The organism is Chryseobacterium gallinarum, from assembly GCF_001021975.1.
In the GTDB taxonomy this organism is placed as follows: Bacteria; Bacteroidota; Bacteroidia; order Flavobacteriales; family Weeksellaceae; genus Chryseobacterium; species Chryseobacterium gallinarum.
The window spans coordinates 2956241-2982514 of the sequence record NZ_CP009928.1 but is presented as its reverse complement, the minus strand read 5'-3'; the positions used below and the strand labels follow the sequence as shown (position 1 = coordinate 2982514).

Annotated in this window: 24 protein-coding genes; 13 read left to right on the top strand and 11 right to left on the bottom strand. The window is 36.5% G+C overall.

The window, feature by feature from the left end:
- Positions 1–19: 19 nt before the first annotated feature.
- A complete protein-coding gene (locus OK18_RS13410) occupies positions 20–1798 on the bottom strand; it encodes a histidine kinase (RefSeq protein WP_228377611.1) in 1779 nt (592 codons plus the stop codon).
- A gap of 190 nt (positions 1799–1988) precedes the next feature.
- Between OK18_RS13410 and OK18_RS13405 the strand changes: the two genes are divergently transcribed.
- From OK18_RS13405 to OK18_RS13395, 3 genes are all read left to right on the top strand, one after another.
- Positions 1989–3743, top strand: a complete 1755-nt coding sequence (locus OK18_RS13405) for an amidohydrolase family protein (RefSeq protein WP_053328306.1) — start codon at positions 1989–1991, stop codon at positions 3741–3743.
- Between the two features lie 179 nt (positions 3744–3922).
- Complete coding sequence (locus OK18_RS13400) at positions 3923–4597, top strand: SIMPL domain-containing protein (protein WP_053328305.1); 675 nt, start codon at positions 3923–3925, stop codon at positions 4595–4597.
- A 139-nt stretch (positions 4598–4736) separates the two neighbouring features.
- Positions 4737–5930 carry a vWA domain-containing protein gene (locus OK18_RS13395; RefSeq protein ID WP_053328304.1) on the top strand — a complete coding sequence of 398 codons (1194 nt, stop codon included), beginning with the start codon at positions 4737–4739 and terminating at the stop codon, positions 5928–5930.
- A 252-nt stretch (positions 5931–6182) separates the two neighbouring features.
- On the opposite strand, the gene OK18_RS13390 is transcribed toward OK18_RS13395, so the two are convergent.
- Positions 6183–7388: an NAD(P)/FAD-dependent oxidoreductase gene (locus tag OK18_RS13390; protein ID WP_053328303.1), complete on the bottom strand. Its 1206-nt coding sequence runs from the start codon at positions 7386–7388 to the stop codon at positions 6183–6185.
- A gap of 114 nt (positions 7389–7502) precedes the next feature.
- On the opposite strand from OK18_RS13390, the gene OK18_RS13385 reads away from it, so the two are divergent.
- Complete coding sequence (locus OK18_RS13385) at positions 7503–7883, top strand: SpoIIAA family protein (protein WP_053328302.1); 381 nt, start codon at positions 7503–7505, stop codon at positions 7881–7883.
- Between the two features lie 116 nt (positions 7884–7999).
- On the opposite strand, the gene OK18_RS13380 is transcribed toward OK18_RS13385, so the two are convergent.
- Positions 8000–9199, bottom strand: coding sequence for an MFS transporter (locus OK18_RS13380; protein WP_174441960.1), 1200 nt, complete (start codon positions 9197–9199; stop codon positions 8000–8002).
- A 163-nt stretch (positions 9200–9362) separates the two neighbouring features.
- On the opposite strand from OK18_RS13380, the gene OK18_RS13375 reads away from it, so the two are divergent.
- The gene (locus OK18_RS13375; protein ID WP_053328301.1) at positions 9363–10262 is read left to right on the top strand and encodes an AraC family transcriptional regulator; all 900 of its coding nucleotides are present in this window, start codon (positions 9363–9365) and stop codon (positions 10260–10262) included.
- A 77-nt stretch (positions 10263–10339) separates the two neighbouring features.
- Here OK18_RS13375 and lipA read toward each other — a convergent pair whose 3' ends face one another.
- The gene (gene lipA / locus OK18_RS13370; protein ID WP_027374985.1) at positions 10340–11206 is read right to left on the bottom strand and encodes a lipoyl synthase; all 867 of its coding nucleotides are present in this window, start codon (positions 11204–11206) and stop codon (positions 10340–10342) included.
- A 175-nt stretch (positions 11207–11381) separates the two neighbouring features.
- Positions 11382–11942 (bottom strand): RNA polymerase sigma factor, encoded by a 561-nt coding sequence (locus OK18_RS13365; protein WP_053328300.1) that lies wholly within the window; start codon positions 11940–11942, stop codon positions 11382–11384.
- A 183-nt stretch (positions 11943–12125) separates the two neighbouring features.
- Between OK18_RS13365 and tyrS the strand changes: the two genes are divergently transcribed.
- On the top strand, positions 12126–13421 hold the full coding sequence (tyrS, locus tag OK18_RS13360; protein WP_050019709.1) for a tyrosine--tRNA ligase: 1296 nt from the start codon (positions 12126–12128) through the stop codon (positions 13419–13421).
- A gap of 243 nt (positions 13422–13664) precedes the next feature.
- Here the strand turns inward: tyrS and OK18_RS13355 are convergent, their stop codons facing one another.
- On the bottom strand, positions 13665–14171 hold the full coding sequence (locus OK18_RS13355) for an outer membrane protein (protein ID WP_050019708.1): 507 nt from the start codon (positions 14169–14171) through the stop codon (positions 13665–13667).
- Positions 14172–14351: 180 nt separating this feature from the next.
- Between OK18_RS13355 and OK18_RS13350 the strand changes: the two genes are divergently transcribed.
- Positions 14352–16346, top strand: a complete 1995-nt coding sequence (locus OK18_RS13350) for a sensor histidine kinase (protein ID WP_053328299.1) — start codon at positions 14352–14354, stop codon at positions 16344–16346.
- Positions 16347–16366: 20 nt separating this feature from the next.
- On the opposite strand, the gene OK18_RS13345 is transcribed toward OK18_RS13350, so the two are convergent.
- On the bottom strand, positions 16367–17413 hold the full coding sequence (locus tag OK18_RS13345; protein WP_082129192.1) for a fatty acid desaturase: 1047 nt from the start codon (positions 17411–17413) through the stop codon (positions 16367–16369).
- Between the two features lie 200 nt (positions 17414–17613).
- Positions 17614–18024 (bottom strand): hypothetical protein, encoded by a 411-nt coding sequence (locus OK18_RS13340; RefSeq protein ID WP_053328297.1) that lies wholly within the window; start codon positions 18022–18024, stop codon positions 17614–17616.
- Between the two features lie 199 nt (positions 18025–18223).
- On the opposite strand from OK18_RS13340, the gene OK18_RS13335 reads away from it, so the two are divergent.
- Entirely contained in the window at positions 18224–20197 is a 1974-nt protein-coding gene (locus OK18_RS13335) for a tetratricopeptide repeat-containing sensor histidine kinase (protein ID WP_053328296.1), read from the top strand.
- Complete coding sequence (locus tag OK18_RS13330) at positions 20187–20825, top strand: response regulator (RefSeq protein ID WP_050019696.1); 639 nt, start codon at positions 20187–20189, stop codon at positions 20823–20825. The genes OK18_RS13335 and OK18_RS13330 overlap by 11 nt, the downstream gene beginning before the upstream one ends.
- Before the next feature lie 46 nt (positions 20826–20871).
- Here OK18_RS13330 and OK18_RS13325 read toward each other — a convergent pair whose 3' ends face one another.
- Positions 20872–21225: a hypothetical protein gene (locus OK18_RS13325; RefSeq protein ID WP_228377610.1), complete on the bottom strand. Its 354-nt coding sequence runs from the start codon at positions 21223–21225 to the stop codon at positions 20872–20874.
- A gap of 141 nt (positions 21226–21366) precedes the next feature.
- Between OK18_RS13325 and OK18_RS21475 the strand changes: the two genes are divergently transcribed.
- The 4 genes from OK18_RS21475 (at position 21367) to OK18_RS13310 (ending at position 24160) form a co-directional block, all read left to right on the top strand.
- Positions 21367–21531, top strand: a complete 165-nt coding sequence (locus OK18_RS21475) for a hypothetical protein (protein ID WP_167336342.1) — start codon at positions 21367–21369, stop codon at positions 21529–21531.
- A gap of 21 nt (positions 21532–21552) precedes the next feature.
- Positions 21553–22191 carry an alpha/beta hydrolase gene (locus tag OK18_RS13320; protein ID WP_050019695.1) on the top strand — a complete coding sequence of 213 codons (639 nt, stop codon included), beginning with the start codon at positions 21553–21555 and terminating at the stop codon, positions 22189–22191.
- A 118-nt stretch (positions 22192–22309) separates the two neighbouring features.
- On the top strand, positions 22310–23629 hold the full coding sequence (locus tag OK18_RS13315; protein WP_053328294.1) for a PDZ domain-containing protein: 1320 nt from the start codon (positions 22310–22312) through the stop codon (positions 23627–23629).
- Positions 23630–23632: 3 nt separating this feature from the next.
- Complete coding sequence (locus OK18_RS13310) at positions 23633–24160, top strand: hypothetical protein (RefSeq protein ID WP_053328293.1); 528 nt, start codon at positions 23633–23635, stop codon at positions 24158–24160.
- Here OK18_RS13310 and OK18_RS13305 read toward each other — a convergent pair.
- Entirely contained in the window at positions 24153–25196 is a 1044-nt protein-coding gene (locus tag OK18_RS13305) for a L,D-transpeptidase (RefSeq protein WP_053328292.1), read from the bottom strand. The two genes, OK18_RS13310 and OK18_RS13305, sit on opposite strands and share 8 nt — an antisense overlap.
- Before the next feature lie 111 nt (positions 25197–25307).
- On the bottom strand, positions 25308–26066 hold the full coding sequence (locus OK18_RS13300) for a response regulator transcription factor (protein ID WP_053328291.1): 759 nt from the start codon (positions 26064–26066) through the stop codon (positions 25308–25310).
- Positions 26067–26274 lie beyond the last annotated feature (208 nt).

Below are 26274 nucleotides of genomic sequence, written 5' to 3'. Positions count from 1 at the left end.
AATCTGCCATTCCTGTACTTTATAGGTTCATTGTAATGGTAACCAAAACACCATTGCCCATTTCTTTATCCTTTACAGAACAGCTAATTTCTTTTTTATAAAGATCATTCAGCAATTGTATTCTTTCCAGCGTATTTTTCATTCCTCTTCCTTCCCTTGTCTTTTGGTGCCGGGTTTTCTGTTTTTTGCTTTCTTCTATTCCTATTCCGTTGTCTTCAATGATGACTTTTAGGTTTTGTCCGCTTTTTTCAAAATTTAGTTTCAGAAGTCCTTTTTCTTTCCTGTAGCGTAGCCCATGCCAGATTGCATTTTCCAAAAACGGCTGTACAAGCATACCCGGAACCTGCAGATTCTGCATATTCAGGCTTTCATCCACCTTTATTTCATAATCAAACTTATCGGCAAAACGTGTTTTTTCGAGGGCGAGATAATTCTGAAGAAGGTCAAGTTCCTGTTGAAAAGGAATAAAGTCTTCGGTTGAATTTTCCATCACACCGCGCATCAGCTTGGAAAATTTGGTCAGATACTGATTGGCTTCCAATTCATTATTGGTTGCTATAAAATGATTGACACTGTTGAGGCTATTAAAAATAAAATGGGGGTTCATCTCCCGACGTAGCGATTGTAAAGCTATTTTTTTATTTTTAACCCGTACCTTTTTCAGGGTTCTGAAAATAATAACCATCAAGCCTGTTAACAGAATTAAAGCCCCGATTAATCCGTAATTAAAAACATTTTTCTTCCGGATAAGCTCATCTTTCAATTGCTTTTCCTTTTCCAGCTGAGCGATTCTTTGTTCTGTATCTTCAAGAATTTTGTTATCTACAAGGCTTCTGTCTTTAGAAACGAGATCAGGTAACTTACCCAGAAAATCCCTGTACAGCTGAACTGAGGCATCTGTATTTCCTGAGATTGCGTACAGGCTATCCAGCTTTTTCACGCTTTTCTGTGCTTCGAGGGTATGGCCTTTTTCCAAAGCAATTCCGTAGGCATTCTTTAATAATCCTAATGCTTCTTCAGGATCATTTTTTTTAATGTAGATATCTGCCAGTTCCTGAATCTGATTGACCTTTTCCTGAGAGTTTTCTTTGACAAAGTCTTCTTTCAATACTTTTTTTTTGGCTTCAATGGCTTTATCAAAATTTTTATTTTCAATATAGAGATTAGCCAGTTTCTGATTAATTTCCAATGCCTGCTGAGGGGCTTCTTTTTTAGAAATTTTATAGGCATTATTCAGGTTTTCTTCAGCTTTGGAAACATCTTTTTGCTGAATATTCACCTCAGCAAGCTGGCTGTAACTGTCCGCCAGAACGGCCGGTTCATTTTCTTTTTTACTCAGATTAATATTATTCTGAATAGCTTCCGCCCTTTGTTCCGATGTGGGAGAAGAGAGCCTTGCCACATCGTTGGAATTAACGGCTTTACTTTTGGCGCTATATCCCATCTCCGCCGCCATACTGTAATTGCTGATGGCAGGAGTTATTTTATTTTGTTTTTCCTGAGCCTGAGCCAGTCTTCGGGTAACAGATTCCAGATTCTTCTTATCGTTGAGGTTTTGATAAATCACCTTGGCTTTGATCAGAAATTCTTCACTTTTAGCATAATTTCCCTGTCTATAGTAATCATTGGCCATACTTACATAGGCATCGGCAACTCCTTTATTATCATTTTTATCAACTGCTTTTTTCAGCTTTGAAGCGGATTTTAATACCTTGGAAACCCTTGTGCTATCCTGGGCAGGAAGGAAATTTCCTGCTGCCAGTATTGATATGATGAATATTTTAAAAACTAATTTCACGGATTTCAGATCTTTACTGCAAAGTAACTAAAACTTTATGTATACTCTTCCATTGTTTACCAAGTGGAATCCGGAATTCACCAAGTTATCCCATCACTGATTTATTTATAAAACAAGTATAAAAACATTATTATCCATCTCAATAGTGCTTTTCATTATCTTTGTCTTCTTACCTCACTTAATAGAAACCATGAAAAAATTTCTTTTTATTACTGTTTTTGTTTTATGCATCACCGGTATCCAGGCTCAGATGTATATCGAAAATGTAACGGTTGCAGATGTAATCCATAAAAAATTGATCCCTGCACAAACCGTTGTCATCACCAATGGTATTATTACAGCTGTAAAATCCGGAAAACAGGTGAAAGTTCCCCGGAACTCTACGATTATCAACGGGGAAGGAAAGTATCTGATCCCGGGAATGACAGACTCCCATATTCATTTTTTCCAGAGTGGCGGAATCTATACCAGACCGGATGCTCTTGATCTCAGGAAGCATGTGCCCTATGAAGAGGAGATTAAATGGGGGCATCAAAATATGGAAAATTTTCTTCAACATTATTTAAGGGCGGGAATAACTTCTGTTATTGATCCCGGTGCTACCTATAATTTTCTTTTACTTCGTGATGCTTTGAAAAAGAAACAAAACCTACCCTCCGTTTATATGGCAGGTCCCCTTATTACAACCTATGAGCCGGAAGTATTTAAAAATCTTGGTAAAGATGAACCATTTAAACTTTCTCTAACTGTTGAAGAAGCCAGGAAATATGTGCAGGAACAACTTCCCTACCATCCTGATTTTATCAAGATATGGTATATCGTATCAGGGGCAAATCCTCAGGAAAAGAAAGAGAAAGCAAAAAAGCTTGAGCCAGTCATCAAAGCAGCTATTGAAGAAGCCCATAAAAATAATCTGAAAGTGGCGGTACATGCTACCGAACGCTTTACTGCTGAAACAGCTGTATTAAACGGGGCCGATTATTTGGTTCATGATATAGAGGATGAAGTGGTTTCCGATGATTTTGTAAAGCTATTACAATCTAAAAAAATAATATTATGCCCTACTTTGACTGTATCGGAAAACTATTATGATACCTACGGGCAAAAAAAACATTATAATACCTACGAACTGGAAACCGCCAATTCTAAAAGTATTGGTTCGATATATGATCTGAAACACCTGGAAGCCACATCTGATTCTACCTGGATCAAAAAATACAAAACAAGGTTCAATTCTCCTCAGATAAGCTCTTACGTTTCTAAGGTTGATTCTATCAGAAAAGTGAATCTTAAAAAGCTGTCAGACGGTGGAGTGACTATTGCTGCCGGAACAGATGCGGGCAATATCGGAACACAGCATGCTTCTTCTTTCCTGGAAGAGCTTAAAGCCATGAAGGAAAGCGGAATGAACAATTGGCAAATCCTACAGTCAGCAACAATTAATCCTACAAAAATTCTTAATAAAGATTCTCAATATGGAAGTATTGAAAAAGGGAAAATTGCAGATCTTGTCCTGTTAAAAGCCAATCCTATTGAAGACCTGGATCATCTTACACAGGTTGATATGGTATTCAAAAACGGACAGCCCCAGGATCCTTCCAGTATTCTGAAAATGACTCCCGAAAGCCTTGTACAGCAACAGGTTAATGCTTACAATGCAAGAAATATTGATGCTTTTCTGGAGCCTTACGCCGAAGATGTTGAGATCTATTCGTTTCCCAGCACATTGCTAAGCAAAGGAAAAGAGCAAATGAGAAAAACGTATACAAACCTCTTCAACAAGGCTCCTGACCTGCATTGTGAAATTAAACAGAGAATTGTAAACCTTAACACTGTGATTGATAAAGAAAGTGTTTCCGGAATGCGGCCTGGTCAGAAAGTTGAAGCCACTGCCATTTATGAATTTAAAAATAATAAAATTTCAAAGGTTTATTTCCTGTATTAAAGCAGAATTATTAAAAAACAACTATTCATCTTTGCAGATGGATCAATAAATGCCAGGGCAATTCTTTTCAGGATTGCCTTTTTTAATATCCACCAAGTCAAAACTCCATTTCACCAAGTCTTCTGATTTCCGGTTTCGGAACTGGGTAATTTTACTTCAGAATTTAAAAACAGGAAATTATGAAATTGAAACATTTTTTATTGATCGGAGTTTTAACCCTGGGAAGTTTTATCAACGCACAGGAAGTAAAGAAAAACGCAATTGAAGTAACCGGTGTCGCCGAAATGGAAGTAGAACCGGATGAAATTACCTTCAGCATCGGAATAAAAGCAGATAACAAAAATGATCTGGCAGACAACGAAAAGAAATTATTTGAGACTTTGAAAAATGCAGGTGTAAAAAATGAAGACATCAAATTTAAATCAATGTACCAGAATCTTTACTCTAAAACAGTAAAGTTTACCAAAAACTTTCAGTTTAAAGCCAATGCAAAATCCAACATCAGCAAAATTTTTGAGGATTTGAACCAAAAATGGGTAAGCAGCCTGAACATTTCCGAAGTGAATAATACTAAAATAGCAGATTTCAGAAAAACAGTTAAAATCAATGCTCTGAAAGCCGCAAAGGAAAAAGCTGATTATCTATTGGAAAGTATGGGCAAGAAAACAGGGAGTGTCATTGAAATTGTAGAAATAGAAGATTATACCAGTGATATGGTAATGCCCGTTGCTTACAAAGGAAGAATGAGCAATGTACAAATGGAAATGGCGGACACACCGGTAGATTATTCTTTTGACAATATTGAAAATATCAAACTGAAATACAGTATCAAAACGAGATACGAAATCCTTTAAAAAAGCAGATGTGAGAAGACAGCCTCCCGGGCTGTTTTCCTTTTTAAAACCGTGAAACTGCCACTCCACCAAGTCTTTAAATTTTCAGACTGAAACAAGGGTAATTTTATTTTAGAAATAAACCTTAAAAAAAAATACAATGACAACTTTAAAAATTTTAACTCTTGCTGCAAGTACATTTTTAGTAAGCACAGGAACTTCTTCAGAGATACGTTGCTCAGAAAGCATTACAAAAAACACTACAATTCCGGTACAAAAAGCTTCTTTGTTTCCTGTAAATACCATTGCAAAGGACAATAAAATTCAAGTGGCACTGCTGCTTGACACTTCCAACAGTATGGATGGTCTTATTGATCAGGCAAAGTCCAGGCTCTGGAATATCGTTAATACGCTGACCACTTTAAAATATAATGGCCAGGCTCCTCAGGTAGAAATTGCCCTTTATGAATATGGAAATGACGGAATCCGCGATGAAAATTATATCAGGCAGGTTACTCCTCTCACCCAGGACCTGGATCTGGTATCTGAAAAATTATTTGCTTTGAGGACCAATGGTGGCAGTGAATATTGCGGAGCTGTAATCCGGGATGCCTCTGCGAATCTCAACTGGGATGGCAATGAGAAAAGCATGAAGCTTATTTATATTGCCGGTAACGAACCTTTTAACCAGGGAAGGATAAATTATAAGGAGGTAATTTCAAAGGCAAAAGATAAAAACATTTATACCAACACTATTTTCTGCGGAAGCCGGGAAGAAGGAATTCAAAGTTTCTGGCAGAATGGAGCTGTAATAGGGGGTGGAAAATATTTCAATATCGACAGTGACAGAAAAGTAATGTATATTGAAACGCCTTATGATATCAGGATTTCAGAATGCAATGCAAAATTGAACGACACCTATATTTATTATGGAAGTCATGGTTCTGAATATAAACTTAAACAGATTGCCCAGGACAAAAATGCAGCTATACAATCTGCCTCGAATTTTGTAGAAAGAACGGTTTCCAAATCTAAAAAGAATGCCTATAAGAACGAACACTGGGATCTGGTGGACAAAGCCGAAAAAGATGCCGGCTTTATAGCCACCGTAAAGGAAAGTGAGCTTCCTGATGAGCTGAAGGGCAAAAGCAGGGAAGAAATTAAAAAAACAATTTCCTTAAAATCTGCAGAACGTGATAAAATTCAGAAAGAAATTGAAGAATTGTCCAGGAAACGTCAGTCCTATATTGATACCGAAATGAAAAAAAGAGGAACAAATGATTCTGACGATCTGGGGAAAGCGATTGAAAGTTCTATTATGGATTTGGCTAAGAAAAACGGATATAGCCTGTAAAAACAACAGGAGTTATAGCAAAGGACGGATTTCAGGTTTCGGCTAAAGCCGTTGAATCAGAATGTATTATTGGTAAGCGGGCTAAAGCCCGCTGCTATTGAATAATTCCCGCGAATTTGCAGATTATTTCAAGAATCAAACTTACAACATTTATTTTCCGCAGAATACAATTGATTATCAGATTCTTATAACAAGCGGGCTAAAGCCCGCTCTATTGATTTAGAATAGGGTTGGGTAATTTACCAAACAGGATTATCTGCCAAATTTAAAATACCGGGACAAGGGATGTTTCTTATTTTGCATGAATAAGGAAGACATTTCCATTCCTGTTACTGAAAAAGTAATTCCATTTCCCCCGAAACCTAATACAAAGTAGGAGTTTCTGAATTTTTTATGTTCCCCGATATAAGGTAGCCCGTCTTCGGTTTCCCCAAAAGTCCCGGCCCATACAAAATCGGTATAGAAATGATAATCCGGTTTTATTTTTTTCAGGGCTTTAATGATTTCTTTTTCTTTTTTGTCTAATAGAATATCTCTCTTTTCAGCTCCGTAAAAATCTTCATCTCCTCCGCCAACCAGCAGCCTTCCATCATCGGTAGTTCGCATATAAAGGTAAGGGTCATCCGTATTCCACACCAGCAGATTATCTAAATTCCCGGAAGGGTCATTTTCTATTTCAGAAACTATCGCATAAGTACTTTTCAGATTAACAAAATTTTCTTTCAACAGATTTTTGCTTTCATATCCTATACAATAGATTATTTTCTTTGCTTTAATCTGAAAACCACTATCCATAACGGCAATATTAAATCCTTTATGATATTCTACTTTCAACATTTCAGTCTTATCAAAAATCTTTAATCCTTTTTTAGCATTATACATGAGTAACTCATGGGCAAACCTGAATGCATCAATGCTTCCTCCCTGGGCGGAAAGAATTCCACCATAGGTATTTTCAATACCGAATTGATCTGAAATCTGCTCGGCACTTAACCATTTTACTTTAAAACCGGCTTTTTTTCTGGCTTCAAATTCTTTTGTAAGCCATTGTACATCTTTCTTTTTGGAAGCAAAATACAAAGATTTTTTCCGTGTAAAGCCGGCGTCTGATTTTATTCTTTGGGATATTTGGGATATTGTATCAATAGCCCGGGAGCAGGCTTCATAACTTCGTATAGCACCTTTCTCTCCTATTTTGTCTATCAACTCAAAAAGAGGAATATCTATTTCGTACTGCAACATAGAAGTGGTAGCCGAAGTACTGCCATTGCTGATTTCCCGTTTATCAATAAGAATTGTATGATAACCATCTTCCACCATCTGATGAGCAATAAGGCTCCCGGTAATCCCTCCTCCAATAATTAAAACTTCACATTCTTCATTAGCTTTCAGCGAGGGATATGAGGTTATCAATCCATTTTTTAAAAGCCAGAAAGGTTCATTTGATTTCAGATTCATATTACTTTTTTACATTAAAAATAGAAATATTTATGACTATTTTAACGATTATATTTCATTATATGGTGTAATTATTGTTGGCACTTACAACTAAACCACCATAAAATATTTACTATGATAACAATTATTCCAGAAGCTCCGGAAAATGTTGCAGCATTCAATGCAACGGGAGAAGTAACGAGAGAAGATTTTGAAAAACTGGTAATTCCGCGTGTCAAAGAGAAAGTAGACCAATTTGGTGAGCTGAATTACTTATTGTATTTGGATACTGATCTGGATAAATTCACCATAGGTGCATGGCTTCAAGATGCTCTTTTAGGTCTAAAGAACCTGACAAACTGGAATCGTACAGCCATTGTCACAGATAAAGAAGGTGTGCAGGATTTCACAGATATCTTCAGTGTCCTGATGCCGGGAGAGTTCAAATCCTTTCCTAAAGAAAATTTATACAATGCCCTATACTGGTGTAAGAATGGGAATGAGGTAGAGGCATAGATTATGGATACAAAAAAGACTGCACTTTCAGATGCAGTCTTTTTTATGTCTTGTGGATTGTATTATACAGCTTTCTTCCAACGCTTTGCTGATTTATACAAACCATAAGCACAGATTTATTGATCACATGAAACACATTCCTGTATTTCCTTTTCATCCGGAGTGCCTGTTCCATACAAATACATATATCTCACACTGATTACAAATCCTATAAAGGTCATTCCTACTCCTACTAATGAAGGATAATTGTAAGGTAATCCGTATTCTAAAGGAATTCCCCCCAGAAAGGCGCCCATAGCATTAGCAATATTAAAGCCGGCTTGCATAAAAGCAGCCGCCATCATTTCACTTTTGGGTGCTGCTTTCATCATCATAATATTGATGGGTGCTGCAATAGACATTGATAATGCCCCGCACATAAACGTTAATACAAAAGCAATATTCTTATGGTCGGAAAGAAAAAATACACCGCCTAAAGCAATCATCATCAGGAAAATCAGGAGAACACATGTTTTCTCCGGCCCCAGTTTATCCGAAACAATACCTCCTGCAAGATTACCCACAACCATTCCTGCTCCGGCAAGAACCATGACATACGCCATCTGACTGCCCGGAACTCCTGAAATGACGGTCATCAGGGGAGTAATATAACTTAACCATGTAAAAAGTCCTCCGAAACCGATTGCTGTAATCGCAAGGACCAGCCAGGATTGCTTATTTTTCAAAAATTTCAGTTCTTCCAGGAAATGGGTATTCTGGTTAGATTCCATCGCCGGAAGCCATAATTTTAAGAACAATAAAGCCAAAACTCCAATCACCGCTACAATGGCAAAATACAGTCTCCAATGATAGGTATGTCCGATATAAGTCACCAAAGGGACCATAGCCAGATTCGCTACTGTGAGACCGGTAAACATCATGGATATATAAAACGCTTCCTTCCCTTTTCCTGCCATTTTGGAGGCCACCACAGTTCCTACTCCGAAAAACGCTCCGTGAGGGAGCCCGGACATAAACCGGATGATCATCATTGTGGTGTAATTAGGAGCAATTGCAGAAAGCCCGTTAAATAAAGTAAATAAAATCATAAATGCAATCAATACTTTTTTAGGTGGGAATTTCACTGAATATCCGATAAGTATAGGAGCTCCTATGACCACTCCCATCGCATAGGCAGAAATTAAATGCCCCGCCTGCGGAATGGTAATCTGTAATGTTTTTGCTATATCAGGTAGTAACCCCATTACGGTGAATTCCGTCGTTCCGATTCCTAAGCCACCGATTGCCAGTGGTATTATTCTTTTATCAATCTTCATTGTATCTAAGTCTTTTAGCTGAATTAAATGATTTCATCTTTACTATGAAAGTGCAAAAATCGAAAGAAAGATTGAATTTCACTTCTTTTAAAATGATAAATATTTGCTCTTTATTAACCTTTTTATTTAATTTTAAATCCTTAAACAATCAAAAGAGAACAAAATGAAAATCCAGAAAGAAATTATTGAGTTTGAAAAAGGGAAATCTTTCAAGATTTTTTCGCCTTCTTTAAAAAACTGCTTTTTCTGGCATTATCATCCTGAAATAGAACTGGTCTATGTGGAAGCTTTAAATGGGATCCGCCATGTAGGGAAAGATATTTCCGGCTTTACGGAAAGTGACCTGCTGCTTATTGGTTCCAACGTTCCCCATCTTAATTTCGATTACGGTATACAAACTGAATGCAAGCAACTGGTATTACAAATGCGGGAAAATTTTCTCCAGGATATCATTCTTCCTGTACCCGAATTTGAAAATATTAAACGGCTTTTGGAAAAATCTTATTTGGGTCTCTCATTTTTTGGAGAAACCAAGCATATTGTAATCGAAAAACTTGCCCTCATTAAAGAAAAAAATTCTTTTGAATCCCTGGTAGGGCTGATTGAAATTTTACAGATTCTCGCAGATTCTTCCGAGGTAAAGGAACTTAACCAGGAAGACACAAGGGTTAAGTGGTTCCTGAACGATAAGATCAGAATGGGTACTATCTATGATTACATTCATGAGAACTATGATAAAAAACCGGACGTTAATGAAATTGCAAAAATAGTGAGCTTAAGTACTCCTGCTTTTTGCCGGTATTTTAAGAAACAAACCAATATGACTTTCACAGATTTTGTGAATAATTACAGGATTAATCAGGCTAAGATATTTCTGCTGAAGGATTATTCCGTTACAGAAGTTTGTTTCCAGGTCGGGTTTGAAAGTCTTTCTTATTTTAATAAGCTTTTCAAACAACATACAGGAGAAACGCCTTCAGAATTTAAGAAAAAGCATTTTAAAGCCATTGAGATTAACGGACGGATAGGATTTATCACCCGTGAATCTTCCTGTAACCGGTAATGAGAGCAAAATCCCTCCTGTTGGTAATCATCTGGATGCAATAAAAAAAACCGCTCATTGCTGAACGGTTTATATTTTTAGTGAATATGTTTTTCTGCGTGGTACGAACTTCTCACAAGAGGTGAGCTTTCCACATGTCTGAAGCCCAGACTTCTTGCAAAGTCTCCAAACTCATCAAATTCTTCCGGCGTAATGAATTTTTTCACAGGAAGATGCTTTTTGGTAGGTTGCAGGTATTGCCCAAGGGTAATAACATCCACATTGGCATTTCTGATATCTTCAATTGTCTGGAAAACCTCATCTCTGGTTTCCCCGAGACCAAGCATTACTCCTGTCTTTGTTCTTCTCTGCCCAGCTTCTTTTAAATATCTCAGTACTTCAAGGCTTCTTTCGTATTTTGCCTGAATTCTTACTTCTCTGGTCAAACGTTTTACCGTTTCCATATTATGGGAGATTACCTCCGGTGCTACTTCTACCAGCCTGTCAAGATGTTTGGTAATTCCCTGAAAATCCGGAATTAGTGTTTCCATAGTAGTTCCGGGTGAGATTCTCCTTACGGCATTCACAGTTTCTCCCCAGAGAATAGATCCCATATCTTTCAGATCATCGCGGTCTACAGAGGTAAGAACTGCATGCTTGATCTTCATTAATTTGATGGAGCGGGCTACTTTTTCAGGTTCATCCCAATTTACGTCAAGTGGTTTTCCGGTTTTCACGCCACAGAATCCACAGCTTCGGGTACAGATATTTCCCAAAATCATAAAGGTAGCCGTACCTTCACCCCAGCATTCTCCCATATTCGGGCAGCTTCCGCTTTGGCAAATGGTATTTAATTTATATTTGTCAACCAAGGTTCTCAGCTCTCTGTAATTCTTTCCGGTAGGAAGTTTTACTCGGATCCATTTTGGTTTTTGAACGGTAGTGTCTTGAACTGAATTTTCCATTTCTAAAATTGAAGTTCAAAGTTAAGGATTTTTTAATGGAAACCATCAACCGGAAAAATTGATGAAACTTATAATCCGGTATCAGTGCCATCAAATATCTAAATTTATTAGTAAAAAGAATATATTATCCTTCTTTATATATTTTGTTTGTATAAAAGGACCGTGGAATATTTGTCTAGTTGTCCTCAAATTCATTATTTTTCAGGAGTTCTGCAAGCACTTTCTTTGCACGCATGACCCTTACTTTGGTATTAGCCACTGAAATTCCCAGTTCTTCAGCAATTTCTTTGATACTTTTTTCTTCAAAAAACCTTAGTTTGATGATATCCTGATAATTAGCATCCAATGATTCAATGGTTTTGATGATTTTTTTCTGTTCTTCATCAGAGATCATCAATTCTTCAGGTGATTTTGCATATTGGTTTTTAACTTCACCGAGGTTTTCAACAGGGTCTTCATTTTCACGGTTCTTTTTCCGCCAGAAATCGATGACGGTATTCTGGGCTATTGTTAAAACCCAGGTTTTAAATTGAAAATGCGGATCAAACATATCCAGCTTGGACAATACTTTAGAAAAAACATTGACGGTAATTTCATCGGCATCATTTTCATCTCTTACTTTTTTCATCACAAAAGAGAAAACATCCACCCAAAAAATATTAATGAGTTTAGTCTGGGCTTTCTGATCTTTGTCTTTGGCCTTTTGGATGAGCAGAAATAGCTGTTCGTCGTTCATTAATAACAAATATAGGGTATTTAAAGTAAATTGCAAAGGTAAAAAGACAAGATACCGGGAAAGCTTAAACTGAGTTTTGTACTGTTATTTTGTGGTTTTGCTGTTTTACGATTTTAGTTTTGTCTTTTTCTCTTCCTTATGAATTTACTATCTTTGCCACTTAAAATTTTAAAGAAAAAATCAATGAATTCCTTTATAGAAGAACTAAAATGGCGTGGTCTGTTTGCCGATATGATGCCCGGAACCGATGAACAACTGAATAAAGAGGTAACTACTGCATATATTGGTTTTGATCCTACAGCCGATTCTTTACATATCGGAAGTCTTATCCAGATCAAGATTTTAGCTCACTTCCAGCAGCATGGGCACAAACCTATTGCTTTGGTGGGAGGTGCTACGGGAATGATCGGTGATCCTTCAGGAAAATCTGCGGAGAGAAATCTTCTGGATGAAGAAACCCTTTTACACTATGTTGATTGTCTTAAAAACCAGCTTTCAAAATTTTTGAATTTTGATGGTAATGAGCCTAATAAAGCTGAATTAGTAAATAATTATGACTGGATGAAAAATATTTCTTTCCTTGATTTTGCTAAAAATATCGGGAAGAATATCACCGTCAATTACATGATGGCTAAAGATTCCGTAAAAAAAAGGTTTTCAGGAGAAGGAGGTGCAGATGGAATGAGCTTTACTGAATTTACTTATCAGCTGATCCAGGGATATGATTTCCTGCATTTATATCAGAACAATAATGTAAAACTTCAGATGGGAGGTTCTGACCAATGGGGAAATATTACTACAGGAACAGAATTGATCCGTAGAAAAGCTCAAGGAGAAGCTTTTGCATTAACAGTTCCTTTGATTACAAAAGCAGATGGCTCCAAATTCGGGAAATCTGAAAGCGGGGAAAACTACTGGCTGGATAAGAAGAAAACTTCACCTTATAAATTTTACCAGTTCTGGCTTAATGCTACGGATGAGGATGCTGAAAGATTTATTAAGTTCTATACATTCCTGGGGAAAGAAGAAATTGAAACTTTAATAGAAGAACATAAAACGGCTCCGCATGAAAGAAAGCTGCAGAAAAAACTGGCTGAAGAAGTAACGGTTTGGGTTCATGGCAGAGAAGAATATGAAAAAGCACTGAAAGCTTCTGAAATTCTGTTCGGCCGTTCTACAGCAGAAGATCTTGTTAACCTGGATGAGGAAACTTTCCTTGAAGTTTTTGATGGCGTTCCACAAAAAGAAATTGCCAGAGCAGATGTATTAGGAGTCAATATCATTGATCTGCTTTCTGAAAAATCAGGGTTTTTAAAGTCTAAAAGTGAAGCTCAAAGAGAAATTAAGGGAAATGCTATTTCTGTCAACAAGCAAAAAGTAAATGATACTTATACAGCTAATGAGACAGATCTTATCGATGGTAAATTCCTTCTGCTTCAAAAGGGTAAAAAAAGCTATTTTATTGTAAAGGTTCAATAGGATCAGCTTTCTTCTCTATATAAAACAAAAACTGCTTTTTTAAAAGGCAGTTTTTAATTTTAGGAAAGCAATATCACGCACAAAAAGCCGTGAAAGGATTCACGGCTCCTGAGAAAGCTATCATTTTTTAAAAAGCTATAACGATCGTTATCGGCTGTTATAAAAAGCTCTGAAAAAACTGTATTGTATTGAGAATAATTTTGTTTACTGTGTTGTGTCTTTACCCTCAGGATATTCTTTGTTTTAGAATTTGTAGGTAAGACCTGCTTTTCCTCCTGATGCTACAGTACCTCCGCCCAACTCTACATGGAATGCAAGGTTGTTTGTAAAAAAGTATCTTCCTCCTACTTGTCCCGCAAAGCCTACTCCTGAAGACTTCCCGTCAAAATAGTCATAATCTGATCCGTTGTATTTGTATGAAAAAGAATTATAGGCCAGTGTAGCTCCCGCATATACATCCCACTTGTTAGGAATTTTAAGCAAGGTGTTAAAATGATAATTTCCGTTGAGGCCTGCCCCAAACCAGGATCCTTTGATATCTCCAGTATATTTCTTTGTTGCATAGCTTCCTTCGATACCTACTGTAATGTCATTATGAACAGCATAATCTACTCCAACAGATACCGGAGTTCCCCAGCCGTTTGCCACTCCTATGCCAACATTGATCTGAGCTTCCCCTTTCTGTATTCTTTGTGCATTCATACTTGCGAAAAGGGAAATCAGACCCAATATAAAGATTCTCTTTTTCATTCGATAAATAAGTTTTTATGTTTATTGTTTCTATATCACAAAATTATTTCACAATTCCATAGAACACAATCCTAAAAAAAATGTATTTTTTTCTACTGATTTTTAGGTATTTCCGGTATTTGCATTTTTAATTATATTCACAGTTAATAAAAAAACTTAACCTATATTGAAATTAAACTGATGAAGAGACTTGGCTGCATTTTATTGATCCTCATCCATTTCACCTTACAGGCGCAAGGTCTCTTTCCGCTCAATGAAAAAAGATATGTGGACAGTCTGCGGATCAGTATCAGTAATAATGCCAACAGCGTTGCCAAAGCGGACACCTACTTTCTGCTTTCAAATTTCTACAAGAATACGGATACTGTGATGAGCAGAAAATATCTGGAGATAGGAAAAAGGCTTGGGGGAAAAGACAGTTTTACCACTGCTCAATACTATTATTATGAGGGACAATATTACCAGGATTTCAACAAAGAAAAGGCAGCAGCAGCTTACCGGAAAGCTATAGAAGCTCTGTCAAAAATAAAAAATAAAAAATCCGATTTTTATATTGCATTATGCTGGTACAGCTACGGAGTTGTACAAAAAAATAAAGAAGGTTATCCGTTTTTAATCAAAACCATGCTTGAAAAAAGCATTCCTGTTGCCGAAAAATATGGTGACAGTAAAGTGCTTGGTTTTTTATATACCCAGCTGGCCCTTATGCTTACTTATAATGCAGAATTTGAAAAAGCACAGATTTATAATGCTAAAGCAGTTACTATGCTGGAAAAAGAGGCTCCTCATTCCGCAGAATTATTGTATGCTTATCTTAATACCAACAGTAATTATTGCTATCAGGCAAAATGCAGTTCAGGAAAACAATTTTTAGACAAAGCCGGAAACATGGTTTTACCTTATCCCGATTCTTCTTCAAATACTTTTTACTACTACAATAAAGCGCTATACTTTATAGGCATGCAAAAACATGAAGATGCGTTACGAACTATAGAAAAAGGGTTGTTTTATGCTAAAAAATTTAATCAGAGGCTGCAAATGCAGATGTTCTATTTTCACAAGTATGATATTTTTAAAAAATCAAAAAGATATGCGGAAGCTAAAAGCCTTCTGGAGGAAATTTTAAAGGAAAAAACCCTCGGGCAGGATCTCAATAACAGAAAAACTATTTACAGCCATTTATCCGGTATTAACGAAATCATGGGAAATCCAAGTGAGGCATTGTTATGGGAAAAGAAATACTCACAATTAAATGACAGTTTAAATGCCGAGAATGTAAAACTTGAAATCAATAAACTGGAAACTAAATTCAACACTTCTGAAAAAGAGAAGAAAATAGCATTCCTTAGTGCGGAGAAAAATCAGAAACAAATGGAAGTCAATAAAAAAAATTATTATCTGTGGGTATTAAGCCTTGCTTTGTTATCATTCACAGGTCTTTTAATTTTCTTATTTATTATTTACAGAAACAACAAAAAGTTATCTGAACAGAAAGAGATCAATCTTCAGCAAAAAATTAAAGATATTAAACAAAAGGAAGAGCTTGCCCTCACAAAAGCTATTTTAGAGGGTGAAGAAAGGGAACGTGAACGGGTGGCCAAAGACCTGCATGATGGCCTTGGAGGTATGCTGGCAGGTGTTAAAATCAATTTATCAACATGGTCTTCCACTCATCTAAACCCGGACCTGCATCGGGACTTTTATAAAATTTTAGGCCAGCTGGACAATTCTGTAAGTGAACTTCGCCATGTTGCCAGAAATCTGATGCCCGAATCTTTGCTCAATTTTGGGTTGGAAATCGCTTTGCGTGATCTTTGTGAGTTCTACACCAGGAAAGATCTTGAAATTGACTTCCAGGCTATTGATATTGATAAAGAGTTACCTTTAAACACCCAGCTCAATATTTATAGAATTGTACAGGAACTATTGGCCAATGCCATAAAACATGCTGAAGCCACCAATATTTTGTTACAATGTTCCCAATCTCAGGAAAACTTCTTTATCACCATTGAAGACAACGGAAAGGGATTTGAAAATAGCAAAGTACAGAATAACAAAAGTATGGGCCTCCGGAATCTGAAAAACAGAGTGGATTATATGAAAGGAACAATGGAAGTAAGCTCAGACAGTCAGGGTACAACGATTAATATAGAGCTCAATATACATGGGGAATAAAAAGGGACTTCAAAAGAATGTTATTCCGTATATTCCCGGAAGCGATTGGCTCTCCTGAAGGTACCCAGATCATTGAAACGTACTCCATATTTCCGTAATATATTCTGTGCCTTCTTACGGCCGATATGACGTACATAAAAGGTTTCATTCACTACAAAATGATGGATACTGTGCGTCCAGCCAAAAAAGAAGCAGAACAGCTGCATGGGAAAAGTCCACCAGACATTGAGTACCTGTGTTTGTTCAATGACATTCCCTTCTTCCACATCCCCGAAATAGTGCATATTGGAGGTTATAAAATGCAAACAAAACTGGCGCAACAGGTTAGGAAGAAGAATGGTATAAATAACCACATTGAGGCTATCCAGCATACTATCGATATAATACGGAAAACTGAAAGCTGTCATGAATTTTATATTGATCCAAACCAATAGCTGATCTGCAAAAAAGAGATACAGTATAACATGGGCAAAAACGGTTACGGGGATAATGCTTAAAAATGTGATCCGTTTCAATGTGGCAGAAGTTTCCATTTTAAGGTTACCGTTTTTCACTTCCCGGTCCATATCATGGTACATACGATGAAGACGGAACAGGCCTCCCAGAACGATATCAGGAGTTGTGATCAACCTTTTGAAAGACCAACGCTCACCATTGGTGACACTACGTTCCTCTACATCATGCAGTGTCCCTGAAAATTTATGATGATGGTAATGTAATGTGCGCCTGATCCAGGGATTAACCGTTAATGGACGTAAGATCCAGACGCTGAAAAGCATCAAATGATGCACAGGTTTTTGTTTTTTAAAATAAAGCCAATGGATAAGGTCATGCTCAATCTCATGAAGAATTCCCATGAAAAAAGCATTAACAACAATCATAAGCCAGGTGGGAATAACAGCCTTGTACCAGCCAACAGATGTCACCATAATAGCCGTAACAGCAATTAAAAATATCGCCAGTCCTATACCATTCTGCTTTTTTAATAAAGGGTATGCTTCTTTAAGCTGTTCATAGGATTGATTAATCTCTTTCCTGATCAACCGTGATGTTTCCTGATGTTTCACTTCCGTGTGATTTTTCCATAAAAATAAAAATTTTTCAATAAATATCTATTTAAAAATAAATTAAATTGTTATGACTATCATATTAATAAATATATATGAATAAAAAACACAAAATAATTAAGGCTTCCGTCGGTTTAAAGCGAACATCGGCGCCGGGATAAATCCCCGCGCCGATGTTTTATTCTGAAAATGATCTGATATTAAAATGTATAGCTTGCAGAAGCTGATAAAATCTCACCACTGGAAGTTCCTTCTTTTTTTAGTTCTCCATCCACCCAGATCTGAACTTTTAAGGTAGAAGATGCATTTGCTCCCATTGCGTTGACTGCTACATTAGCATTATAGGAGCCCGGCTCAGAAGTTATTTCAGGACTTGACCAGGTTGTTCCGCTAAGACTTGTTGCTGTTGTAGGATTTCCATCTATTCCGTACACCGCCATATCAATATTGCTTCCCGAAGATGCAATGGCTTTAAAAACTACCTTATGGCTTTTTCCTGCAGGGCCATTATCATCATCTTTGCTGCAGGATGACACAAACCCGATAAACATTGTTGTCAACAATACTACAAACATACCTCTCAGTAGCTGACTCTTTCTCATTTTTCTCATAAACTTTCTGTTTAAATTTTTAGTGATTTTATTGAATATTCTATGAACTGTGACTTGTCGGTGCAAAGCTATAGGAATCATAAACCCTAATCAATCCTCAAAAATCTGTATTTTTTTTCTACCGGAATTCAGGTATTTTTTATGCTGTTTTTTTTAATTAAATTGAGCAGTTAAAATTTTTTCACAGAACTGATACAGAATGAAGAGATTCCTGATCCTATTAAGCATACTGCTGTCTTTAAGCCTGTCTTCACAGCAGATCATCCCCCTTGACGAGAAATCTTATTCAGACAGCCTGCAAAACATTATAAAAAATACAGCTCCCAACACTTCAAAAGTGAATGCCTGTTTTCTTCTATCAAATTATTACAGAAACAGAGATAGTCTTTTAAGCAAAAAATACCTGGAAACCGGGAAAGCATTCATAAAAAACAGTCCTTTTCTTTCCGCCAAATATCACTATTACGAAGGACAGTATAACCTTGACCGTAATAAAAAGAAAGCAGCTGCATCTTACCTGAAAGCCATTAAAGAATTAGCAGAATTCAGAAATGAAGAATCGGAATTTATGCAGTCTCTGGCCTGGTACAACTATGCAGTAACCCAAAAAGATAAAGAAGGATATCCCTTTCTGGTAAAAACTATTCTTGAAAAGAGCATCCCACTGATCAAGAAGTATGAAACCAGCAAAAACCTGGGTTTTTTATATACTCAGCTGGCCATTATTCTTACGTATAATGCTGAGTTTGCCAAGGCAGAAAACTACAATAATAAAGCATTAGGAATTCTGGAAAAAAATGCACCCCATTCTGCAGAACTATTGTATGCCTACCTGAATTCTACCAGCAATTTTTGCTATCAGGCTAAAGGAGATGAGGCTAAAAAATTTTTAGATAAAGCTGAAAAGCTCATTACGCCCTACCCGGAATCTTCAGCTAATGCATCCTATTACTACGCTAAAACACTTTATTGTATCACCAAACAAAAAAACGCGGAGGCATTACCCGTTATAGACAAAGGAATTTTCTATGCTAAAAAATTTAATCAGAATCTGTTGGCTCAGATGTTTTACTTCAATAAATATGATATTTTAAAAAAATTAAAAAAATATAATGAAGCTAAAAACACATTAGAAGATGTTTTGGCTGAAAAAACGCTCGCTGTAGATCTTAACAACAGGAAAACAATTTACAAACAACTTTCCGTACTTAATGAAGAGATGGGAAATGCCAAGGAGGCCCTGGCATGGGAACAAAAATATTCTACACTCAACGACAGCTTAAATACCGAAAACGTAAAGCTTGAAATCAATAAAATTGAATCGAAATTCAATGCTGCTGAAAAAGAAAGAAAAATAGCACTCCTTAATGCTGAAAAAAATCAAAAAGACCTGGAGGTCAGCAGGAAAAATTCCTATCTCTGGGGATTAAGCCTTATTTTATTACTTGTTTTAAGTCTTTTGATTTTCCTCTTTATTATTTTTAGAAAAAACAAAAAAATATCTGAGCAAAAAATAAATGATATTAAGCAAAAAGAAGAATTATCACTCACCAGGGCTATTCTGGATGGAGAAGAGAGGGAAAGGGAACGTATTGCAAGAGATCTTCATGACGGCCTCGGCGGTATGCTGGCAGGCGTTAAAATCAATTTTTCCACCTGGTCTTCCTGCCATCTGCATCCCGAAAAGCACAGTGATTTTTACAGGATTCTGGGGCAACTGGATAATTCTGTGAGTGAGCTTCGCCATGTCGCCAGAAATTTAATGCCCGAATCTTTACTTAATTTCGGGCTGGAAACCGCTTTGAGTGATCTTTGTGAATTTTATACCCGGAAAGATCTTACTATTGATTTTCAGGCTATGAATATCAATAAAAAGTTACCTTTGAACATTCAGCTCAATATTTATAGAATCGTTCAGGAATTATTGGCCAATGCCATAAAACATGCTGATGCCAGTAACATATTATTGCAATGTTCTCAAACCGGAGACAACTTCTTTATCACTATTGAAGACGACGGAAAAGGATTTGGAAACAGCAAAGAACAAAATCCTAAAAGTATGGGTCTTCGCAATCTGAAAAACAGGGTGGATTATATGAAAGGAATCATGGAAATCAATTCAGACAGCCAGGGCACAACGATTAATATAGAACTCAATACCCATGGAGAATAGTAAAATCAATATTGTTGTCGTAGACGATCATCCTATTGTCATTGAAGGATTGAAAATGATGCTTAACAGCCAGCCTCATTTCAATGTTTCCGAAAGCTTTACTTCCGGATCGGAAATTATCAGTTTTATCAAGTCCAATAAAGTAGATATTATTCTTTTGGATATTACCCTGCCTGATGTAAACGGTACTGAACTCTGCAGAGAGATCAAGAAAATATCGCCGGATATTTCAGTCATTATGTTTAGCAATCGCTCAGAAAGAAGCATTATCATGCAATCTATACAAAACGGGGCCAGCGGGTATATTCTGAAAAACACTTCTATCGATGAGCTGGCAGTATGTATCAAAGGGGCACTCTCGGGAAATATTGTATTCTGTAATGAAACAAAGCAAATCATCAGCCGCCCTTCTCCCACTGATCTACCGGTGCCAAGGCTAACCAAAAGGGAAAAGCAAATCCTTCAAATGGTAGCACAAGGGAAAACGAGTGTTCTCATTGCTGAAGAGCTGTTTTTAAGCCCTCTTACTGTGGACACCCACCGTAAGAATCTGCTTCAGAAATTTCAGGCCAAAAATTCTACGGAACTTATCAATCGTGCATTACAGCAACGGCTGATAGATGAATAAAAAAACCGCTGGTTGCAGCGGTTTTTTATATTTTATCAATTTAAATTTACAATTCCAGGAAACTGTAATCAATAGAAGCCACTAAGGTTCCTTTTCCAACTTTCTTATCGGTTTTGACAATAGAACCGTCAATCCAAAGATTAATGATCAGTTCTGAGTCTGTATCCGGAAGTTCAGCGTTGGCATCAAGATTAAGCTGTGCCTGGCTGGAATTCACAAAAAATTCTCCACTTGTCCATGGTGAGTTTAAAGGTGTCTGCAGCGTATTGTACATGGTATTCTGGGAAGTTCCCACCTGAGTCACAATGGTTTTAATAACTCCACCTGCAGATGTTTTCACTTCGAATTGAACCAAATGATCCTGAAACTCCTCATCGTCATCTTTTTTACAAGAATTCACAACGGTAATTACAGAAAATAATAAGACGAATAAAAAAGAAAGTCTAAGTAAACTTTTTGAATTGTAAAATTGCTTCATTTCTCCAAATAGATTTTTTAATGTTTCAAATATAAGTTTTTTATTAATATAAAAATAACTTTCATGAAAATTTTCCAACAAAGATTTACAAATAATATCAAATCAATAAAAATAAAAATATCCCCATTCTCTATAAAAACACAGGATAAAGAAATAATTGTTAAACAAACAACACCTCCTGCCGAACCTCCTTGCATGGTTAATAAAACGGGAAGGCTGACAATGTGATTTATTAATTATATTTGCTGTATGAATTTAGATTATCTAGTAAGAGAACCGGAAAATATAACATCCAACACTCCTGTTCTTTTTATGCTGCATGGCTATGGCAGTAATGAACAGGACCTTTTCAGTTTTAGGGAAACTTTACCTAATGACTGGCTTATCATAAGCTTCAGAGCTCCGAAAAACACACAGTTTGAGGGGTATTCCTGGTACGATATAGATTTTAATACGCCTGATAACTTTATTGATGTTACCCAGGCAAAGGAATCGCTGAACGCGGTACTTGAAAGTATTTTAAAAATCATCAATCATTATGGCCTCACAGAAAGCAAAGTTCACTTATGTGGATTCAGTCAGGGAGGTATACTGTGTTACGCATTGGCGTTAAAGCACCCTGAATTATTTAATAATGTAGCCTGTTTAAGCGCTTATCCGGAGGAAAAAATTCTTGACGGAATTGTAAAGGATAAAAAGAAACTTGAGAGGCTCCGCTTTTTTGTTTCACATGGTACAGATGATGCCGTTATTCCACTTGAATGGGGAAGAAAAGCTGCAGAACTGCTTTATGACCTCAACTGCTATTTTACTTTCAGAGAGTATATGAGCGGACATGGGGTTAATCAAAAGAATTATATGGACCTCATGGACTTTTTCACAAAGTAGCTTTATCAATTTTAAATATTTTCAACAAAAAACGAAGCTTATTGCAGTTTATACAAACATTCCTGTATTTGGAATGTTTTTTTATTCTCCGTAAGGATAAATTCAGTAAATTCAGTAAATGAAATTAAAGCTTTTTTTACTGGGATTATTTTTAAGCATTTTTGTAAATGCACAAAATTCTTTTGAGCTGATTAATACCAAAAAAGCAGTTATTCCTTTTCAATTCATTAATAACCTTATTTTTATTCCGGTTAACGTGAATGGTGCCGAACTTACTTTTTTGCTGGATACAGGCGTTGCGGAAACCATTCTTTTCAGTCTTGATAATAAAGAGATCAGATTACAAAATGTAGAAAAAGTAAAATTCTCCGGTCTTGGCGGAAATGTAAGTATAGATGGCTTCAAATCAGATCACAATATAGCCCGTATAGGGAAATCTCTGGTCAATAATTCAATGTCTATCTATCTGATTATTGATGAAAGCTTCAACATCTCTTCTCATGTCGGAATTCCTGTCAATGGGATTATAGGCTATCATTTTTTTAAAAATCACCCTGTTTCAATAAATTATACCTCAAAAAAGATAACAATATATGAAAGCACCGAACTTTTAAGCAGTAAACTTAAAAGGTATGAAGAGCTTCCTATGAGTATTGAAAAATATAAACCCTATCTCTATGCAGACGTAGAAATGACTAATGAAAGAAAAAGCTCAAAACTCCTGATTGACCTTGGGAACAGTGATGCGATATGGCTCTTCCCTGCCCTTATCAAAAATTTCGTGTACAACAGACCTAATATTGATGATTTTATCGGACGCGGATTCAATGGAGATATTTATGGGAAAAGAAGCAGAATTCATAATTTTTATTTGGGTGATTTTAGATTTGAGAAACCCCTTACTGCTATGCCGGATGAGTTTTCTATTCAGCATGTCAATCTGGTAGAAGGCAGAAAAGGCTCTATAGGAGGAGAAATTATGCGCAGGTTTACCACTGTTTTCGATTATGCCAATGAAAAACTATATCTGAGAAAAAACAAAAACTTTGATGACCCGTTCCATTTTAATATGAGTGGACTGGACTTTAAACAGGACGGACTGGAATGGAAGGAAGATATTGTAAAGATTGAAACCAAAAAAACGGCCCTCACCGGCAATGAAGTATATACAGATTCTTTTCAATACAAATTTAGCTTAAAGCCCGTATTCTTAATCGCAGGGGTAAGAAAAGATTCTCCGGCTTACCATGCCGGGCTGAAAAAAGAGGATAAAATTATCAGCATTAACGGAACTCTGGCCTCGAATATGACAATGGAAAAAATACTAGAGCTTATGAAATCTTATGAAGGACGCAACATTACTATGGTAATTGAACGGAAAAATGAAAAATTAACCTTACATTTCACATTAGAAGATCCCATTCCTTATCAAGAATAAAGTATGAAAACGGAAGAAAGCACAATAGATAAAATAAGAACCCGGCCGAGATTTAAGATGCTCACCCATCTTACCAAAGAAGAATATGCTGAAAATCTGAAAAAGTATCTTGCGGAACATAAAGGAGAATTTACAGGTAACATCAATAAGGAAGTTGCTACAATCTGGGTAGAAACGGCAAATGATAACTACTGGAAACCACGCCTTTCCTTGCGGGTGGAAATTGAAGATGAGCATACCACCATCCGGGGAGTCTTTGGTCCCAGCTCTGCAGTCTGGACCTTTTTTATGTTTCTTTATTTTTCTTTTTCTATTTTATGGATGACTTTCTTCACCATGTACTATGTGGAAAAGCAAATAAAAAGCGCCGAATACCCCTGGGCATTGAGCGCTTCTTTTGTAATGTTATTTTTTATTCTCCTTACTTATCTGGCTGCGAGATTCGGGCAGCACAAAGGAAAAGAAGAAATGCTTAAGCTCAGGAAATTTGCTGAAGAATCCACTTTACAATTTGAAAAAAAAATTAGTTAGTCACAGGCTTTGCAGTCTGCTCACTCTGAATGGGTGTAGCCATTGCTTTAGCCGTTTTAATGGAATCTACTACTTTTTCCCTGTTGGCTTGTTCTTTCAGCATTTTGGGAACTTCCGGCTCCAATAGTTTTGTCAGCTCTTCCACAGAAATATTATTGGCGTTCGGGTCATTTAAAAGTTTTCTCCATGGTTTTCTTCCTCCCCAGTTATAATCCCCGAATACCATAACTGCCGTACCTCTGGCTTTTGTAGTAGCACCTCCCGGATTCAGGATCCAGGTATCTGCATATGAATACAGCCATTGTGCATCTTTTCTCAGCAGTCTTAAACAAGAATGGGAAGCAGGATATCCGGGTAGGGTATATTCATGCCATCCGATTCCTCCTATATTGTGAATATTAAAGTTATAAGGTAGTTTCCATTCGCTGCTGACGGTGGAAATGGATAATTTCTTTTTCCAGTTTGCAAAAGTAAGGCCTCTCGTTGTCTGGGCTGATTTTTTTCCCATACTTGTGGGCCCCCATTTTATAAGGCTTCCGTTAGAATACACTCCAAATGCCTGTATAGGATATGAAAAAATCACAAATTTCTTCACCCCGCTTAATATATCCAGCTGCATGGGAAACGGCGAATACGCCATCAGGGTTGTATCTATTTTCGCAGGAACGACAAGGGTATCGGAATTCCATTTGCTTTTAGAATCTAATCTATTGAGAGCAAGAATCGCCGCACGTTCCTTCTCATTATACTTTTTACTAAATTCAGCATATACGGAATCTCTGATTTTCTTATCCTTCGGAATAACAAACGCATTATAAAAACCATTCTCCTGTATAACAGGCGGAACAGATTCTTTCTTCACTACAGGTACGGAGTCTTTCTTTACTGTATCTTTTTCTTCTTCAGGAGATTCTGATGCAGTAACTGTATCTTTAAAAGTATCGCTTATTTTCTCTATTTCTTTTTTACATGAAACCAGAAATATTGCACATAAACAGGTATAAATAAAAGTTTTTTTCACAGATATGTTCTTCATAAATAAAATTGGCCATCTAGTTTGGCTACCCAGTACAAATATCAGACCTAAAATTGAATCATAAAAGACATTCTTTAAAATACCGTAAAAAAACGGTAATAACGATATCTTTTACAGTAATTTATTAGTCTTTGCATAGGCAAGAGCTTCGGCAATATTATTTACTCCAATCTTTTCAAAGAGTTTTTTTCTGTGAAATTTCACCGTATCTGCTGTGATAAAAAGTTTACCGGCAATTTCATTGATGGTCATTCCACTGGCATACAGACTTAAAATTTCAAACTCTCTGGATGACAGCTTTATTTTTTCGTTTTTTTCCCATTTTTCTTCTATCAAATCATATTTCCAGACTTCATCCGCTCCTTCTTTACTGAGAACTACATTTCCGGACATACTATTGCTGGAGAGAGAAACCACACATAATGCTTTCCAGACCTGTCCTTCTTCTGTCAGGAACATGGGTGTAAGCTTATGATTCACAAGGATCAGATTATTTTTACTATTGATCAGGTTAAAATCGTAGGAAATGGAATACATTTTTCTCTCTTCCACCGGAATGGTTTCATAAAATCCAAACCCTGCTTCATTGATCTTAATCAGCATTTCTACATCTTCAGGCTTAACATTCTGAAAGTAAAAAGCATATCCCAACTCTTTTACTTCTTCTGAAGTTTTTCCACATAAAAAAAGCGGATTATCAGAAACATATTCAAATCCGCGGGTTTGATAATTAATGACATACAGACTCTGATAAGTAGTCCTGGAAAGAGCTTTTATCGCTTCCAGATAATCCCCGGACTGGCTGAAATCAATATCTGCATCGCGACTGACTTCATTTTTATCATTAAAAAACCTGTTTATTTCTTCCATAATGTTATAAGCACCACTATACTACTACACGAAAAGGTAGTTTTAGCTTTACTATCACAAATCTACACAAAAGTGTAGTAATTTTCAAAGCAATGTGATATACTTTTGCAAAAAGATTTGCATGATTGTACCTTTTTGAGCTATTATGATCAAATGTACTCAAAACAGTTTTAATAAGGCAGTGGAAGAGTTCATTTCAATATAATAA

Excerpts from the sequence above, each read along its gene's own strand:
- OK18_RS13355 (WP_050019708.1), bottom strand. The coding sequence starts at position 14,171 with ATGAAAAAGAGAATCTTTATATTGGGTCTGATTTCCCTTTTCGCAAGT.
- OK18_RS13340 (WP_053328297.1), bottom strand. The coding sequence starts at position 18,024 with ATGAGAAAAATGAGAAAGAGTCAGCTACTGAGAGGTATGTTTGTAGTA.
- OK18_RS13405 (WP_053328306.1), top strand. The coding sequence starts at position 1,989 with ATGAAAAAATTTCTTTTTATTACTGTTTTTGTTTTATGCATCACCGGT.
- OK18_RS13300 (WP_053328291.1), bottom strand. The coding sequence starts at position 26,066 with ATGGAAGAAATAAACAGGTTTTTTAATGATAAAAATGAAGTCAGTCGC.
- OK18_RS21475 (WP_167336342.1), top strand. The coding sequence starts at position 21,367 with ATGAAAATTTTCCAACAAAGATTTACAAATAATATCAAATCAATAAAA.
- tyrS (WP_050019709.1), top strand. The coding sequence starts at position 12,126 with ATGAATTCCTTTATAGAAGAACTAAAATGGCGTGGTCTGTTTGCCGAT.
- OK18_RS13400 (WP_053328305.1), top strand. The coding sequence starts at position 3,923 with ATGAAATTGAAACATTTTTTATTGATCGGAGTTTTAACCCTGGGAAGT.
- OK18_RS13365 (WP_053328300.1), bottom strand. The coding sequence starts at position 11,942 with ATGAACGACGAACAGCTATTTCTGCTCATCCAAAAGGCCAAAGACAAA.
- OK18_RS13310 (WP_053328293.1), top strand. The coding sequence starts at position 23,633 with ATGAAAACGGAAGAAAGCACAATAGATAAAATAAGAACCCGGCCGAGA.
- OK18_RS13375 (WP_053328301.1), top strand. The coding sequence starts at position 9,363 with ATGAAAATCCAGAAAGAAATTATTGAGTTTGAAAAAGGGAAATCTTTC.
- OK18_RS13320 (WP_050019695.1), top strand. The coding sequence starts at position 21,553 with ATGAATTTAGATTATCTAGTAAGAGAACCGGAAAATATAACATCCAAC.
- lipA (WP_027374985.1), bottom strand. The coding sequence starts at position 11,206 with ATGGAAAATTCAGTTCAAGACACTACCGTTCAAAAACCAAAATGGATC.
- OK18_RS13330 (WP_050019696.1), top strand. The coding sequence starts at position 20,187 with ATGGAGAATAGTAAAATCAATATTGTTGTCGTAGACGATCATCCTATT.
- OK18_RS13385 (WP_053328302.1), top strand. The coding sequence starts at position 7,503 with ATGATAACAATTATTCCAGAAGCTCCGGAAAATGTTGCAGCATTCAAT.
- OK18_RS13395 (WP_053328304.1), top strand. The coding sequence starts at position 4,737 with ATGACAACTTTAAAAATTTTAACTCTTGCTGCAAGTACATTTTTAGTA.
- OK18_RS13315 (WP_053328294.1), top strand. The coding sequence starts at position 22,310 with ATGAAATTAAAGCTTTTTTTACTGGGATTATTTTTAAGCATTTTTGTA.
- OK18_RS13380 (WP_174441960.1), bottom strand. The coding sequence starts at position 9,199 with ATGAAGATTGATAAAAGAATAATACCACTGGCAATCGGTGGCTTAGGA.
- OK18_RS13335 (WP_053328296.1), top strand. The coding sequence starts at position 18,224 with ATGAAGAGATTCCTGATCCTATTAAGCATACTGCTGTCTTTAAGCCTG.
- OK18_RS13350 (WP_053328299.1), top strand. The coding sequence starts at position 14,352 with ATGAAGAGACTTGGCTGCATTTTATTGATCCTCATCCATTTCACCTTA.
- OK18_RS13390 (WP_053328303.1), bottom strand. The coding sequence starts at position 7,388 with ATGAATCTGAAATCAAATGAACCTTTCTGGCTTTTAAAAAATGGATTG.
- OK18_RS13305 (WP_053328292.1), bottom strand. The coding sequence starts at position 25,196 with ATGAAGAACATATCTGTGAAAAAAACTTTTATTTATACCTGTTTATGT.